Genomic DNA, 14,871 nt, shown 5'->3' on the forward strand with positions numbered 1-14,871 from the left:
AAATGATTACGGTTCAAAATATTTGCAAAACGTACAAGGTAGCAAAGAGAAATAAGGGCTTAAAAGAAGCGGCAAAAGCTCTTTTTACGAGGGAGTTTGAGTATGTAAAAGCCCTAGATGATATTTCTTTTACAATTAACGAAGGAGAAACCGTAGGTTACATCGGCCCGAACGGAGCCGGAAAGAGTTCTACCATAAAGGTTCTCTGCGGAATCCTTACTCCCGATTCGGGAACTTGTGAAATTGCAGGTCTTGTTCCATGGAAAAAGCGAGTGGAATATGTAAAAAACATCGGCGTAGTTTTTGGGCAAAGAACTCAACTGTGGTGGGATATTCCCGTTATAGATTCCTTTGAGCTTTTAAAGGATATTTATTCTGTGCCTCAAAATCTTTTTCAAAACAATTTGGAAGAGCTGATCAATCTTTTAGAATTAAAAGAAATTGTCAAAACACCTGCCCGTCAGCTTTCTTTAGGCCAAAGGATGAAGTGCGAAATTGCAGCCTCGCTTTTACACAGTCCCAAAATTCTTTTTTTGGATGAACCGACAATCGGACTTGATGCTCTTTCAAAATTGACGGTGAGAAAATTTATTTCGGAACTGAACAGAAAAAATAAAACGACTATTATTTTAACAACCCACGATATGCAGGATATCGAAGCAATTACCGAGCGTATTATTTTAATAGACAAAGGACAGATTCTTTTAGACGGCACATTAAAAGACATTAAGAAGGATTCCTTATCTTTGGATGAAAGCCTTGCCGAGTTTTATAAAAAAAATTGTTAAAGGGCTGTACGGCTTATGAAAAAATATCTTTCTTTTTTTAAAATACGTTTTATCGCAAACTTACAATACAGGGCAGCAGCTCTTGCCGGTATCTCAACTCAATTTGCTTGGGGAACTTTAAATATCATTTTATTTAAAGCCTTTTATGAATCCTCTCCGGAAAATTTTCCTATGGGCTTTTCTGCTTTTGTTTCTTATATTTGGATGCAGCAGGCCTTCTTAGCGTTTTTTGCAATGTGGACATTTGAAAGTGATATAACCGATTCGATTGTTTCGGGCTCTATCGCATATCAAATGTCTAAACCGATAAACATATACAATCTTTGGTTTACCCGCTCGGTTGCATTAAGACTTGCAAGAGGTCTTTTAAGATGTTTTCCGGTTTTAATAATTGCCTCAATTTTACCTCAGCCTTACCGTCTTATGATGCCCGATCCTATTACCTTTTTTATATTTATAGCTTCTATGATATTGGGGCTTTGCACGGCAGCAGCCTTTACCTGCCTGATATATGTGCTTTGTTTTTTTACTGTTTCTCCCAAAGGGCTTCAAATAGTATTTTTATCGGCCTCCGAGATGCTCATGGGGCAGATAATCCCTATTCCTTTTTTTCCTGAAACAATAAAAAAGATTTTGGAATTTTCTCCCTTTACGGGAATTCAAAATATTCCTTTAAGAATTTTTTCTTACGATATTTTACCTGCCGATGCAGGTAAAAAAATACTCTTACAAGTCTTCTGGCTCCTCGTTTTATTTTTATCGGGAAAAATTATTGCAAGAGCTGCAGAAAAAAAACTGGTAGTGCAAGGAGGCTAATTAAAATTTAGGATAATTATGAAAGGCTTAAAACTTTATTTTAAATATCTAGGTATTCTTTTAAAAAGTACAATGCAATACAAGGCTTCATTTTTTTTATCCTGCTTGGGTCAGTTTCTTTTAACATGTAACAGCGCGGCAGCTCTTTATTTTTTATTTGCGCGCTTTCAGTCCATAAAAGGATTTTCCTTTGCCGAAGTTGTTTTTTGTTATTCAATAATGCAGTTAAGTTTTGCCCTTACCGAAAGCTATGCAAGAGGCTTTGACTCATTTTCTACACTGATTATAACCGGAGACTTTGACAGACTTCTTTTGCGTCCCCGAAATTTACCCCTTCAAGTACTGGGAAGTAAATTCGAATTTTCAAGGATAGGAAGATTGCTCATAGCCGTTGTTTTATTTTTTTACGGCATAAGATTCGGAAATATAGATTGGTCTTTTTTAAAAGTTCTGACTGTTTTCTTTATGCTCTTAGGAGGCATAGCAGTATTTTCAGGGCTCTTTTTAATCTATGCAGCTATTTCTTTTTTTACCATACAAAGCCTTGAGTTTATGAATATCTTTACCGACGGAGCCAGAACATTTGCCTCATACCCTGTTTCAATATACGGAAATAAAATTTTACGCTTTTGCACTTTTATAATTCCTTATGCTCTTTTTCAATATTATCCGCTTTTGTTCTTATTCGATAAATACAAAAATCCCTGTCTCGCCTTTTTACCCCTTCTTTCATTTTTGTTTTTGATTCCTGCTTATCTTTTTTGGCGGCTCGGGGTTTCTAAATACAAATCTACAGGCTCGTAAAAACCTATCGGCTATAAATTTCTATTTTATAAATTTTCTCTACTATAATATTTTTCATTTATTTATTGCATAAACGCCTAGTAAAAATAAAAAAATTAGTGTAAAATTATATTTTCCGACTCTTAATGTATATTCAATAAAAATCAATTACAAATAGTTTTTAAAATAATACTTGAAAGGAACTCTAAATATGGTAAGTGGAAAAAATTATCAGAAGGAGGGAAGACGGTTTTCTATCTTAAGAAAATTAGTTTTCTTTTTTGGTGGGTTAATCCTGATAGGAGGATTTACAATGGGAGCCTCTGCTTTATTTGTAGCAAGAAAAGCCTTAATGGAAAAAATTGAAGAGGCTTTAATAATGAAGGCAAAGGATACGGCAGAAATTGTCGACGGCCGGGCCAATGCCTTGTTATATTTTTTGGAAGGCCTTGCACGTATCCCGATACTACGTGATTCCAAACTTAATTTTTCTGAGAAAGTAATAGCATTACAAAAAGATGCCGAGCGGAATAAAACGATAGAATACTTTGGAGTTTCCGATAAAAACGGTATAAGATATTCTCCTGACGGAACTTCCATTTTTGTCGGTGATCGGGACTGGTATAAGGAGGCTATTAAAGGCAGGAATTTTATTTCTGAGCCTCTTATAAGCCGTACAACGGGTGAACTTCAAATTATATTTTCCGTACCTATTTATGATGATGAACACAATATTTTAGGCGTGTTTAGTGCCGCAGTTAACGGCTTAGATCTTAACAATCTAATCGACGACATCGTAATAGGAGAAACGGGAGGTTGTTATATTATTGATGCTTCAGGAACAACGATTGCTGATAAGGACATAGAACTGGTTAAAAGACAAGAGAACAGCATTAAAAAAGCCGTATCCGACCCTGAACTTAAAAGCATTGCCGATTTTGAACAAAAAGTTTTGGCATCTTCTGAAGCCGGTTTAGATAGATTTGTATATGAAGGAGAAGAGGAAATTGCCGCTTATTCTCCTATGAAAACGACAAAATGGAAAATAATAGTCAGTGCTCCTGTTAGTGAACTTACCGGCAGTCTCCGGCCTTTAAAAATTACAATCAGAATTATAGGCATTATCATATTGATTGTGTCTATTATACTTACGGTTATTATCGCCCTTACAATAGTCAGACCCATTACATCGACAGTTCACGCTCTTAAAAATATTGCCGACGGTGACGGAGATTTAACGGTACGCTTACCGGTTAAACGAAATGATGGAATAACCGATTTGTCAAAATACTTTAATAAAACAATTGAAAAAATCGGAAACTCAATCAAAACGGTAGGAGCCGGAACACAAGAAATGGAACAAACAGGAAATGAACTTGCAAGTAATATGATTGAAGCGGCTAGTGCTATTCACCAAATAAGTACAAACATAGAAGGTGTAAAACAACAAGCCCTTACACAGGCGGCAAGCGTTACCCAGACATCCGTGACTATCGAACAGATCATTAAAACCATTACACAATTAAACGGCATGATAGAATCTCAAGCCGTAAGTGTAGCCGAATCCTCATCGGTAATAGAGCAAATGGTCGGTAACATAAGTTCTATAACTCAGAATCTTGTAAAAACGGATGAAGCAATCAAAAATCTTGCAGAAGCTACGGCTGAAGGAAAAGAGACTCTTTTACTATCAAATACCGTAACTCAAAAAATTTCGGAAGAATCGGGAGGTCTTTTGGAAGCTTCAAGCGTTATCCAGCATATTGCAAGTCAAACAAATCTGCTTGCTATGAATGCAGCGATTGAAGCCGCTCATGCCGGAGAAGCAGGAAAAGGTTTTGCCGTTGTTGCCGACGAAATTAGAAAACTCGCAGAAGAATCAAGCTCACAGGGAAAAACAATAACTTCAACTTTAAAAATTTTAAGCAAAGAAATTGAAAACCTTTCATCTTCTTCAAAATTGGCTGAAGAAAAATTTGACAGCATCTTTGCCTTATCGGAGCAGGTAAAAAAGATGAGTGAGACTCTTATGCTTGCAATGAAAGAGCAAGAAAACGGCGGCCGTGAAGTTTTGACGGCAATTCATAATATCAATTTAATAACTTCTCAGGTAAATGACGGCTCAGCCGAAATGCTTGAGGGAGGAAAAAATGTTGCCGATGAAATGCAAAAACTTGATGACCTTACAAGAGTTATCACTGCAAGTATGAATGAAATGTCAGCTGGTGCTCTTCAAATAAATGAGGCAACTCAAGAAGTCAACATCATCACTCAAAAAAATAAAGAAAATATCGGCAATCTCGTAAACGAGGTTGAAAAATTTAGAGTCTAAAAATAGAGAGGAATAAATTTGTACGGGGAGATTTTTATGAAAAAACTGGCTTTTATATTGGCATTGTTAGGAATGCTTTTTGGGTGCAGTAAAAACACTGAGGTAAGCACGAACGAAAGCATTACAAGGGAAACAGAAACTGCAACAGAAGTGCAAAACGAAGCAAGCACTGTTGTACAAAATTCAACAGGTGTTGAAACTAAAACAGAAGAACCATGGATTGCTCTTATCGAAAAAGAGATTACAAAAATTTCTTTTAACAATGGAGAATACAGGTTAATGCCAAATGACAAAGAAGGTTATTATTATATTAACGCTGAATTAAAAAATGGTTTGAATTTTTATGTACAGCTCATTCAAAAAAACTATATAGATGATTCCATTAAATTCGAACTGCCAGAAACATTTCAAGAATATGCAAAAGCTGTTTTGTCTGTTTCAACTTTACCGCAAGATTTGAGAACTGCTAGAGGGGCTGTTGAAGTGAATGGTCACAAATTTGCACGAAACATTCGGGTTTCGCAATTTGCACCTGATATTTCTATGTTTCAAATGAGTTATTATACAACAACGCCCATGTATACGCTAGAATGTACCTTTTCAAGGGGCGCTGATGAATTCAAACAAGAAGCCCCAGAGTACTTTGAAGAAAATGGAGACTGGAAAGAAGAAATGCCTTCAGGCGAAACTGGACATGATGAATTTGTAAAAAAGATAATTGACGGTACAATCGAAAGTGAAACTGCACGGGAATTGTATAAAATAAGTGAAGATTTTATGAAAACTATTGAAATAAAAACAGTGGAGTAATTATTAGTTTCTTTCAGAGTAATTAACGTCTTCATTTGACTGTAGAGGCGTTATCTCTAAAGAAAAACAAATTCCAAATGATGTAAAGCTGCCTTTTATTGCACATGTTGTTACGTCAGTTGGCAACCATTATGTTACTTTTGCAAGCAATACAAATCCGTAACAACCTTAAAATGCTTGATGAACAAATAAAAAATGCAAATAGTAAAATAGAAGCGCTTAAATTGCGCAATTTAGAAGCAGAAAGTATGTACTCATCTGGGTACATTAGCGAAGTAGAATGTAGTTTGCAGAAGCTAGAATTACAAGAAGCAGAGTTGGCATATACAAGTTTAAGACTTTCGAAAATTATCTATTATTTACAATTTTATAACAAAAAACAATTATAAGCTATTTAAGATATATCATCAATGATAATTTTGAATTTTATTCCTCTTTTTTTATTCTCCCCTCTTCTCCTTAAAATATTTTAAAAGTTTTAAGTGTAAATTATTTCTTCTTTGCCTCATATTCGGAAAGGCCGATAAAATATGCCCCTTGTTTTTTTCAGCAATAAGTTTAAGTTGTTCCTGTACTTTTTCATAAGCGGAATATCCGTCTTGTTTTAGTTTTTCACGCAGAAGATTAAAACTTTCTGCAATATTGCTTTCGCTTATTTTTTCATGTATATCAAGCGATTCAAGATGTGCATAAAAATTCTCTGTCAAAGTCTTAATATGTAAGAGCGCATCATGGAGACCGATCAGAGCCTTAAGCGTAAAAATAAAGTCGGCAATAAAAATAAAAAGTAAGGCTTTTGAAATAATCAAGATAAATAGATCGGGTATTTGATTTACATATTTTGAAATAAAAGGATTTACTATATACATTAAAGCAAGCCCCAATATTCCAAAAAGCGTCGAATTAAGGGCACAAACCCTTCCGTTAATATTCAGTTTGTGTTTTGAATAATCCCACCAAAGGGTATCAAATAAATATTCTAAAATAAAACTCGCAGCATATTCAAGAGCACTTGTCAAAAGTACGGCAGCAAAAAACAAAACTATAGGATAAGGGATTAAATTTTTTAGCGAAAAAATTAAAATCAAAGCCCCAAAACCGTATATGGGACATACAGGTCCGTAAAGCATTCCTCGGTTTAACACAAACTTCCTTTGTAAAAGCGAGCAATAGACTACTTCACAAAACCATCCGATAAAACTGTAAATAGTGAAATATAAAATCAAATAATCCAATGCCATCATTTTCCTCCTACTCTCAAAATTAAGTTATCCTGTTTTAAGGCCTTACGCAATGAAGGTGCTCCGCTTGTAGATACTGAAATTTTGAGAGGCTTTTCTATTTTTATGTTTTTAAAAATTTCCAATTCTTTTTTATTTGAGGGGAAGCTAAATTCATTCCCGTTTATTTTTAAAACTTCATTTTGGGATAAAGGCTTTTTTCTGACCAAATATATTGTCCACAAAGTTTTATTATTCACGTCTTTTGAAATTTTTAGATTAACTTCAAGTTCCGTACAAATAAAATGAGAAGAATAATAATCTTTTCCCGTAAATCGGTACAATTTTTTTGTAAATGGGATTTCGTTTATTTTATCTTTTAATTCTGTAATAAAATCTTGGGGGAGAACTAAATTTAATTCTTTACAAAGTTTTTTTGCGCACCCTTGAGAAAGAGCTTTTGATTTAAAAAAGTTGCCTATCTTTTTTAAGACTTCCGATTCAAAAGCGACAACGCCTCCGTCTCCTTTAGGGCCGATGTTCAAAAGGTAATTGCCTCCCATAGCTCTTACCCTTATAAGGCTTTCTATAAGCTCCCGCGCTTTTTTATTTTTATCGTCCCGTTTTTGCCATGAACGGTAGCCCCATGTTTCATGGTAAATGGAAGCAGGTGTTTGCCAAGGAACATTTAAACTTTTATCAGGGAATTTATTATCTCCCATGGTGCAAAAATCTCCGCAGTCATTCCATATACGGCCGTTTATCATCATGTTAGGCTGAAGTTGTTGAGCAAGAGCTTTCACCTCTTCGCTTTGTTTTTTCGTAGGAAAGCCCATATCCATCCAAAGCTCACAAAGGGGGCCGTAATTTGTAACCAGCTCTTTCAGCTGCTCAAGATTAAGTTTTTGATGCTTGGGCGGAATTTTATCGCTGTTATGATCGCTTATAGGAAGAGCAAATTCGCAGTCCCAATCTATCCAAGAAAAATAAAGCCCGAACTTTAAACCGTTTTTTTTGCATGCGTTAGAAAGTTCTGCAACAAGGTCTCTTTTTGCAGGTGCCTTCATAGAATTATAATCGGTAGTCTTTGTATCAAAAAGACAAAATCCGTCATGGTGCTTTGCTGTGATAATTATGTATTTCATTCTTGCAGCTTTTGCAAGAGCACATATTTTTTCCGCATCGAAATTTTTACAGGTAAATTTATTTTGTAAGGCCTTATATTCTTCTTTAGGAATTTTACCGTGACTTAAAATCTGTTCACTGTAACCGCGCTTTATAGGTTCACCCTTCCAAACACCTCCGCATAAAGAATAAAGCCCGTAATGAATAAACATTCCGAAACCTAATTTTTGCCACTGTATAATCTTATCCGGTTTCATAATATTGAGTATATAAGATAGAATGAGAGATTTCAAGTGAGTAAAAATAGACAAGCCCATAAAATTGATCAATACTTGAACCACTATAAATTATAATATATAATAAATAAAGGGAATGAAGAATAAGCACTTATCAACGATTATTTGGGGAGGCAAAAAACGATGGATTTTTCTCGGAAGATACCTATAGGTGTACAAAGTTTTGAAGATTTACGCAAAAAAAATTTTTTATATGCAGATAAGACGGAATATGTGTTCCGGCTTGCCAATTTCGGCAAGGTTTATTTTTTAAGCCGCCCCCGCCGTTTCGGGAAAAGCCTTTTTCTTTCTACTCTTGAAGCCTATTTTTTAGGAAAGAAAGAATTGTTTCAGGGATTGTATATCGAGAAAGCCGAAGAAAACAGAACTAAAAACGAAGGAACTGAAGCATGGATTCAATATCCTGTCCTTTATTTGGATTTTAATATGGGGCAGTATGACGAAAAAGAAGGTGTAAAGCAGATTCTAAATTATCATCTTACCGATTTTGAAAAAATATATGGGAGCAATAAAACGGATGACGGCTTGGCCGCCCGTTTTGCCGGTATCATCAATAGAGCTTATGAAAAAACCGGCAAACAGGTAGTTATCCTAGTAGACGAATATGATAAGCCCCTTTTACAGACAATGTATGTAAATGCAACACTAAACGATGAATTCCGAAGCACACTCAAAGCTTTTTATTCGGTTTTAAAAACTTGTGATAAATACATCCGGTTTGCATTTTTAACTGGAGTAACAAAATTCAGTAAGATAAGTATTTTCAGTGACCTAAATAACTTGCAGGACATAAGCCTTCACGAAGATTGTTCTGCCCTTTGCGGTATAACACAAGAAGAATTAGAGGCTGTATTTTGCCCCGAAATTCAGGTCTTGGCAGACAAAGAAAAAATAAGCTATGACGAATGTTTAAGTCTTTTAAAAAAACGCTATGACGGGTATCTTTTTGCAAAAGAAGGAAAGAGCGTTTATAATCCTTTCAGCCTTTTAAACGCTTTTTCTGCAAAGGATGTTGGAAGCTATTGGTTTGCAACAGGAACTCCGACCTTTTTGGTAAATTATCTAAAAGATGCTCACTATAATATTCCCGACTTAGACGGGAATATTGAGCTTGATGAGGCCGGCTTATCCGATTACCGAGCCGACACAAAGAACCCTCTTCCGATTTTATTTCAGGCAGGATATTTAACAATAAAAGAATATATAAGAGAAGCAGCCCTTTACAGGTTAGGTTTTCCTAATGATGAGGTCCGCTACGGGTTTCTAAAAAATCTTTTGCCGGACTATACTTCTTTGCGTGCTGATCAAACGGCTTCTTCCGTTTGGCGTTTTGTCGAAGATGTAAAGGCAGGAAATGTGGACGGCTTTATGGAAAGAATGAAGTCTATAATTGCCGGTATTCCTTACGATAATCTTCCCAAAGAAAAGTTAAAGCTTAGAGAGCAAAATTATCAGACTGCCGTTTATTTGATTTTTAAGCTGATGGGACAGTTTGTTGAAACCGAAATACACTGTGCTTCCGGAAGAGCGGATTGTATTGTTCACACGGCCGATACGATTTATATCTTTGAATTTAAACTTGACGGAAATGGAAGCTCGGAAGATGCGGTAGCACAGATAAAAGAAAAAGGCTATGCAGCACCTTTTAAATCAAGCGGTAAAAAAATTGTCTTAATCGGTTCCTCCTTTGATGAAAAAGAGCTCACCATAAAAGACTGGAAAACCGAAAAAATGTAACATCTGCGTAACATTCGTTACAGACTTCTATTCATAGAATAACTATAATTTATTTAAACCTTTGAATAGGAGAATACTATGGACACTATGTTTTGTTTTCAATGTCAGGAGACATTTAAAAATTCAGGCTGCGTAAGGGTAGGAGTATGCGGGAAAAACCCCTTAGTTGCAGGATTGCAGGATTTTCTCATCTGGGGAACAAAAAAACTTTCCGAGGTGACGAGTTATATGAGGGAAAAAGGGATTAAGGTTGAAAAAGAAATTAACCACATCGTAAGCACGAACCTTTTTGTTACAATAACCAATGCAAATTTTGATGAAAAGGCAATCAACAACAGAATAAATATTACTCTTAAAGCAATCCATGATTTGTATAGTTCTTTAAACCGCTCCCTTGATCCGGAGATTGAAGCACATCTTGGCTCGGATATACCGAAAAGGCTGGGCAAGGCCATGACAATAGGTGTTTTGCAGACAAAAGATCCGGATAAGCGTTCCTTAAAAGAACTTATTATCTATGGGCTAAAGGGGCTATGTGCCTACGTAAAACATGCTAACACCTTGGGCTATGAAGATGAAGAGGTGGATGCTTTTATTCAAAAAACGCTTTCAATGCTCATAGATGAAAATTTAAGTGTTGATGAACTTATTTCGCTTACCTTAAAGACAGGAGAGGCCGGAGTTAAGGGAATGGCTCTGCTGGATAGCGCCAACACAGGCAGCTACGGCAATCCTGAAATAACCGAAGTTTCGATAGGTGTAAGAAATAATCCTGGCATCCTTGTGTCAGGTCATGATCTAAAAGATATAGAAATGCTCCTTGAGCAAACCGAGGGAACCGGTATTGATGTTTATACTCACTCCGAAATGCTGCCTGCAAATTATTATCCAAAACTAAAAAAATATAAACATCTTGCAGGTAATTACGGTAATTCGTGGGCAAAGCAGGCTTCCGAATTCGAAAGTTTTAACGGCCCCATCCTTATGACAACCAACTGCATAATTCCTACAAAGGCTTCCTACGTATCAAGAATGTATACTACAAATGCAGCAGGACATCCCGGCTGTGTTCATATCGAAGCCGATGAAAACGGACATAAGGACTTTTCCGAAATTATAAAAAAGGCAAAATCTTGCCCGCCGCCTAAGGAAATTGAAACCGGAAAGATTATAGGCGGCTTTGCTCACGCCCAAGTTTTTGCTCTTGCCGATAAAATTGTCGAAAGCGTCAAAAACGGGGATATTAGAAAATTCATAGTAATGGGAGGCTGTGACGGCAGACACACAACGAGATCTTATTATACAAATTTTGCAGAAGCTCTTCCAAAAAATACCGTGATTCTGACAGCAGGTTGTGCAAAATATAGGTATAATAAACTAAATCTTGGAGATATAAACGGAATTCCAAGGGTATTGGATGCAGGGCAGTGTAATGATTCTTATTCGCTTGCTCTTATTGCTCTTAAATTGAAGGAAATATTTAACCTAAGCGATATTAATGATTTACCTATAATTTTTAATATAGCATGGTACGAACAAAAAGCCGTCATAGTACTATTGGCGCTATTATTCTTAGGTGTAAAAAATATACATCTTGGGCCTACTATTCCGGGTTTCCTTTCGCCCAATGTAAAGGAGGTTTTAATAAGCAAATTCGGATTATCGGGAATATCTTCAATAGAAGATGATATAAAACGTTTCTTCGGCTAGAAACATAATCGAGTGACAGACTAAGGGCTTTTTCTGATAAGCCCTTAGCTAAAATCTTCGAGCTTATCAAGGTTGACAATGATGGTATCTTTTTCGATTTTTAAAAGACCGTCTTTTTGCATGTTCATAAGCTCACGGGAAAGAGATGGACGAGGAAGGGCTAAGTATTCAGCCATAGCTTCCCTGTTTAGGTTTAGCTCAACCTTTGAGCTTCCTTTAGCCTGCTGCAATAAATAGAGGGCTATTTTTTGACGAAGACTGAATGAAGAAAAGATAAGGAGCTTTTGGTTTAAAAAATAAGCCTTATGAGCTAAAATATTTAATAGGTTCTTTAAAACCTTAAAATGAGTTTCGGAATAAACTTCGGCACCAAAAACTCCTTCTATGGGGAGACAAAGAATTTCAGCATCGTTTATGACACGGCATGAATAATCATATACGGCCGAATCTAAAAGAGCATAGACTTCGGCAAAAACCGTACCGGGATGTTCAAAGCGGTTTACAATCAACCGCTTTCCATCGGCGGTGTTTTTTTCGATTTGAACGATACCCGATTTTAAAACAAAGATAAAAGAAGGGATATCGCCCTCAAAAAAGATAAAGGCATCTTTTTTATAGTTGAGGGTTTTGGCCTTGGTATTTTTTAAATATTTTTCCGTTTCTTGGGCGGATATATTTTTAAAAATAGGATTCATACTTTTAATTTCGGGTTATTTTAATTTTAACTTGATTATATATCGGAGGATTATAATGAATAAATATTTTAATATGGATGAAAGCGTTTTTGATATTACAGAACGCTTTCCTGAAACAATAAGATACTTGGCAGGAAAAGGCTTTACCCCTCTTACCAATCCCCTTATGCGTAAAATAATGGGTAAAAAGATTAGTCTTGAAAAAGCTCTTTTATCGAAGAACCTTGATATTGATTCGTGCGAAAAAGAGCTTATCGAAATTATCGAACAAAATAAAAATACTGATTTTGCCAAAATAGATTTAAGCCTAGAAAATAAAGATGCACAAAATACCGGGTATGATGACGGCAAAAAAAATATAAGAATTGAGGGAGTGCTTCCATGCCCTATAAGAATTCCCTTGCTTGAAGCCTTTAAAGAATTTCATTCCAAGTATATTGAAGAAAATAAAGAAGAGCTTGAAAAACAAAACTACAAAATCAGCTATGATCTTCGTTCTGCAAACCTTGGAATCGACTGGATAATAAAGCAAGCTCAAACAGGGAAAAAAGAAAATCTTCCCGATATTCTCCTCTCTGCAGGATTTGAGCTTTTTTTCGATAAAAAACTCATGGGCTCCTTTATCGAGAATAAAGATTTTCATTGTTCAATCGAAAAAATGAATAAGGATTTTTGTAATGATTATATCGATCTTAGAGACAGTAGAAAAAATTATGGAATTATCGGAGTAGTTCCCGCAGTAATGATTGTAAATACCGAGATGCTAAGGGGAAGAAAAATGCCCGAAACTTGGGAAGACCTCCTCTTACCCGAATTTGAAAATTCTGCGGCAATTCCTTTCAGCGATTTGGATTTGTTTAATTCTGTAATTCTAAATATCTACAGCCGTTTCGGAGATGAAGGCATAAAAAAACTAGGCAGGGCATGCCGCACCTCTCTTCATCCGGCTCAAATGGTAAAGGGTAAAGCCTCTCTTGTTTTAAAAAAAGCAAACTCCGTTGTAAATGAGCCTCCTGCCGTAAGCATAAGCCCATACTTTTTTTCAAAGATGATAAAAGAGGATTCGGCATTAAAAACGGTTTGGCCTAAAGACGGGGCTATAGCAGCTCCTATTTTTATGCTTGTAAAAAAAGAAAGTGAAGCTTTAACTAAGCCCTTTGCAGACTTCTTTCTTTCAGAAAAGACCGGAAAGGTGTTTTCTGAAAGCGGCTTTTTTCCGTCAACTAATCCCGATGTCGATAACCGTTTAGGAGAGGATAAAAAGTTTTCTTGGGTAGGTTGGGATTTTATTTATCAAAACGATATAGGAACTCTATTGGAAAAAATCAAAACCGATTTTGAAACGGCAGCCGGAAAAATTTAAACCTATGTTATTTGGCAAAAAAAGTGAGGCAAAGAAAAAGAAATAGTAAATACTATTCCACTTGGTTCAAACTAACCTCGTCGGAAACTAACTCATTTTTTTTGCCGTCATCGGTTTCTATAATAAGGTGACCTAAATCGCTGATTCCCAAAACCAAGGCTTTATAAGGGACTCCAGCAAAGGGCAGAACTCTTACCTTTTTTCCGGTAAGAAGGGAGAGGCTTTTATATTCTTCCATTAGATTGCCTTGAGAATGCAAGCCGTAAAGGGCTTCAATCAGGCTTGATATAATGGAAGAAGCTAAAACATTCCGGCTAAAGGAAAGAGTTCCGGCTTCGGTAAAAGATGTGCCGGTTTCAGTAAAAAGTTTGCCTGCTTCGACAAAAAGAGAGCCGGCCTTGTTTTTAAGCTCGGGAGGAAAATTTGACTCTTTTACATTGAGGCCAATACCGATAATCACGGCTTGCATAGAAGAACTTTCCATATCGATTATACCTTCGCTTAAAATGCCGCAGATTTTTTTTCCGTTAAGATAAATATCGTTTACCCATTTTATTTGCGGAGCAAAGCCCAGAGCCTTTAAACAGCGGCAGATGATAACTGCCGAAATCACCGTATAAAGAGCTGTATCCGGCACTTCCTTTTCAGCCCTTGCCGGAATTGATGGACAAAAAATCAGGCTAAAATATAAACCTGCGCCCCTCGGCGAATAAAAACTGCGTGAAAAGCGGCCCCTTCCGGCACTTTGATGCTCGGCAAAAAGAACCGTTCCGTGAAGGGACTCGGCATTGTTTGAGGAATTTAAACGCCTTTTTGCTTCGGTGTTAGTGGAATCTATTGTCTTAAAAACTTCTATTCTTCCCTTACAAACAGACCGGGCAAAAGAAGATAAATTTTTTTCAATTAAAAAAGCGTTTAATACATCGGAAGATGGGCTTAAAATATAGCCCTTATTTTTTCCGCCTTGAATATCATAACTTTCGTCTCTTAGTTTTTGCACAGCCTTCCAGACGGAAACCCTCGAAAGCCCTAAGTGTAGTGCCGCTTCTTCGCCCGAAAGAGGCCTTCCGCTTTGTTCTATAAGCATATCCAAAAGGATATCGCTCGTTGTCCTTGACATAAACTCTCCATTAAAAATCGAACGGGATTCTATCATATTTTTGTTTTTTTTTCTATTGCAACTTTTTTTAAACAGC

Annotated in this window: 13 protein-coding genes; 9 read left to right on the forward strand and 4 right to left on the reverse strand. The window is 36.3% G+C overall.

Features of this window, described 5'->3' with window-relative positions:
* Positions 1 to 2: 2 nt before the first annotated feature.
* From E4N74_RS11940 to E4N74_RS11965, 6 genes are all read left to right on the forward strand, one after another.
* Positions 3 to 788: an ABC transporter ATP-binding protein gene (locus tag E4N74_RS11940; RefSeq protein WP_338113398.1), complete on the forward strand. Its 786-nt coding sequence runs from the start codon at positions 3 to 5 to the stop codon at positions 786 to 788.
* A 15-nt stretch (positions 789 to 803) separates the two neighbouring features.
* Positions 804 to 1,604 carry an ABC transporter permease gene (locus E4N74_RS11945; protein WP_255817925.1) on the forward strand — a complete coding sequence of 267 codons (801 nt, stop codon included), beginning with the start codon at positions 804 to 806 and terminating at the stop codon, positions 1,602 to 1,604.
* A gap of 18 nt (positions 1,605 to 1,622) precedes the next feature.
* Positions 1,623 to 2,408 carry an ABC transporter permease gene (locus E4N74_RS11950; protein ID WP_255817927.1) on the forward strand — a complete coding sequence of 262 codons (786 nt, stop codon included), beginning with the start codon at positions 1,623 to 1,625 and terminating at the stop codon, positions 2,406 to 2,408.
* A 190-nt stretch (positions 2,409 to 2,598) separates the two neighbouring features.
* Positions 2,599 to 4,719 (forward strand): methyl-accepting chemotaxis protein, encoded by a 2,121-nt coding sequence (locus tag E4N74_RS11955; protein ID WP_255817929.1) that lies wholly within the window; start codon positions 2,599 to 2,601, stop codon positions 4,717 to 4,719.
* A gap of 36 nt (positions 4,720 to 4,755) precedes the next feature.
* Positions 4,756 to 5,529, forward strand: coding sequence for a hypothetical protein (locus tag E4N74_RS11960; RefSeq protein WP_255817931.1), 774 nt, complete (start codon positions 4,756 to 4,758; stop codon positions 5,527 to 5,529).
* Between the two features lie 131 nt (positions 5,530 to 5,660).
* Positions 5,661 to 5,918 (forward strand): hypothetical protein, encoded by a 258-nt coding sequence (locus tag E4N74_RS11965; RefSeq protein WP_255817933.1) that lies wholly within the window; start codon positions 5,661 to 5,663, stop codon positions 5,916 to 5,918.
* A gap of 51 nt (positions 5,919 to 5,969) precedes the next feature.
* Here the strand turns inward: E4N74_RS11965 and E4N74_RS11970 are convergent, their stop codons facing one another.
* Together E4N74_RS11970 and E4N74_RS11975 are read right to left on the reverse strand one after the other, a co-directional pair.
* Entirely contained in the window at positions 5,970 to 6,770 is an 801-nt protein-coding gene (locus tag E4N74_RS11970) for a putative ABC transporter permease (RefSeq protein WP_255817943.1), read from the reverse strand.
* Positions 6,770 to 8,191, reverse strand: a complete 1,422-nt coding sequence (locus tag E4N74_RS11975) for an alpha-L-fucosidase (protein WP_255817944.1) — start codon at positions 8,189 to 8,191, stop codon at positions 6,770 to 6,772. Before E4N74_RS11975 ends, E4N74_RS11970 begins: the two co-directional genes overlap by 1 nt.
* A 102-nt stretch (positions 8,192 to 8,293) precedes the next feature.
* Between E4N74_RS11975 and E4N74_RS11980 the strand changes: the two genes are divergently transcribed.
* Positions 8,294 to 9,907: an ATP-binding protein gene (locus E4N74_RS11980; protein WP_255817946.1), complete on the forward strand. Its 1,614-nt coding sequence runs from the start codon at positions 8,294 to 8,296 to the stop codon at positions 9,905 to 9,907.
* Between the two features lie 78 nt (positions 9,908 to 9,985).
* Positions 9,986 to 11,617 (forward strand): hydroxylamine reductase, encoded by a 1,632-nt coding sequence (hcp, locus tag E4N74_RS11985; RefSeq protein WP_044978373.1) that lies wholly within the window; start codon positions 9,986 to 9,988, stop codon positions 11,615 to 11,617.
* A 44-nt stretch (positions 11,618 to 11,661) separates the two neighbouring features.
* On the opposite strand, the gene E4N74_RS11990 is transcribed toward hcp, so the two are convergent.
* The gene (locus tag E4N74_RS11990) at positions 11,662 to 12,312 is read right to left on the reverse strand and encodes a Crp/Fnr family transcriptional regulator (protein ID WP_044978374.1); all 651 of its coding nucleotides are present in this window, start codon (positions 12,310 to 12,312) and stop codon (positions 11,662 to 11,664) included.
* 55 nt (positions 12,313 to 12,367) lie between these two features.
* On the opposite strand from E4N74_RS11990, the gene E4N74_RS11995 reads away from it, so the two are divergent.
* Entirely contained in the window at positions 12,368 to 13,675 is a 1,308-nt protein-coding gene (locus E4N74_RS11995; protein WP_255817948.1) for an ABC transporter substrate-binding protein, read from the forward strand.
* 52 nt (positions 13,676 to 13,727) lie between these two features.
* Here E4N74_RS11995 and E4N74_RS12000 read toward each other — a convergent pair whose 3' ends face one another.
* Positions 13,728 to 14,795: a biotin--[acetyl-CoA-carboxylase] ligase gene (locus tag E4N74_RS12000; RefSeq protein WP_255817950.1), complete on the reverse strand. Its 1,068-nt coding sequence runs from the start codon at positions 14,793 to 14,795 to the stop codon at positions 13,728 to 13,730.
* Positions 14,796 to 14,871 lie beyond the last annotated feature (76 nt).

Source organism: Treponema putidum (assembly GCF_024401155.1).
Lineage (GTDB): Bacteria > Spirochaetota > Spirochaetia > Treponematales > Treponemataceae > Treponema_B > Treponema_B putidum.

Excerpts from the sequence above, each read along its gene's own strand:
- E4N74_RS11950 (WP_255817927.1), top strand. The coding sequence starts at position 1,623 with ATGAAAGGCTTAAAACTTTATTTTAAATATCTAGGTATTCTTTTAAAA.
- E4N74_RS11955 (WP_255817929.1), top strand. The coding sequence starts at position 2,599 with ATGGTAAGTGGAAAAAATTATCAGAAGGAGGGAAGACGGTTTTCTATC.
- E4N74_RS11995 (WP_255817948.1), top strand. The coding sequence starts at position 12,368 with ATGAATAAATATTTTAATATGGATGAAAGCGTTTTTGATATTACAGAA.
- E4N74_RS11965 (WP_255817933.1), top strand. The coding sequence starts at position 5,661 with ATGTTACTTTTGCAAGCAATACAAATCCGTAACAACCTTAAAATGCTT.
- E4N74_RS11945 (WP_255817925.1), top strand. The coding sequence starts at position 804 with ATGAAAAAATATCTTTCTTTTTTTAAAATACGTTTTATCGCAAACTTA.
- E4N74_RS11975 (WP_255817944.1), bottom strand. The coding sequence starts at position 8,191 with ATGGGCTTGTCTATTTTTACTCACTTGAAATCTCTCATTCTATCTTAT.
- hcp (WP_044978373.1), top strand. The coding sequence starts at position 9,986 with ATGGACACTATGTTTTGTTTTCAATGTCAGGAGACATTTAAAAATTCA.
- E4N74_RS11970 (WP_255817943.1), bottom strand. The coding sequence starts at position 6,770 with ATGGCATTGGATTATTTGATTTTATATTTCACTATTTACAGTTTTATC.
- E4N74_RS11990 (WP_044978374.1), bottom strand. The coding sequence starts at position 12,312 with ATGAATCCTATTTTTAAAAATATATCCGCCCAAGAAACGGAAAAATAT.
- E4N74_RS11940 (WP_338113398.1), top strand. The coding sequence starts at position 3 with ATGATTACGGTTCAAAATATTTGCAAAACGTACAAGGTAGCAAAGAGA.
- E4N74_RS11960 (WP_255817931.1), top strand. The coding sequence starts at position 4,756 with ATGAAAAAACTGGCTTTTATATTGGCATTGTTAGGAATGCTTTTTGGG.
- E4N74_RS11980 (WP_255817946.1), top strand. The coding sequence starts at position 8,294 with ATGGATTTTTCTCGGAAGATACCTATAGGTGTACAAAGTTTTGAAGAT.
- E4N74_RS12000 (WP_255817950.1), bottom strand. The coding sequence starts at position 14,795 with ATGTCAAGGACAACGAGCGATATCCTTTTGGATATGCTTATAGAACAA.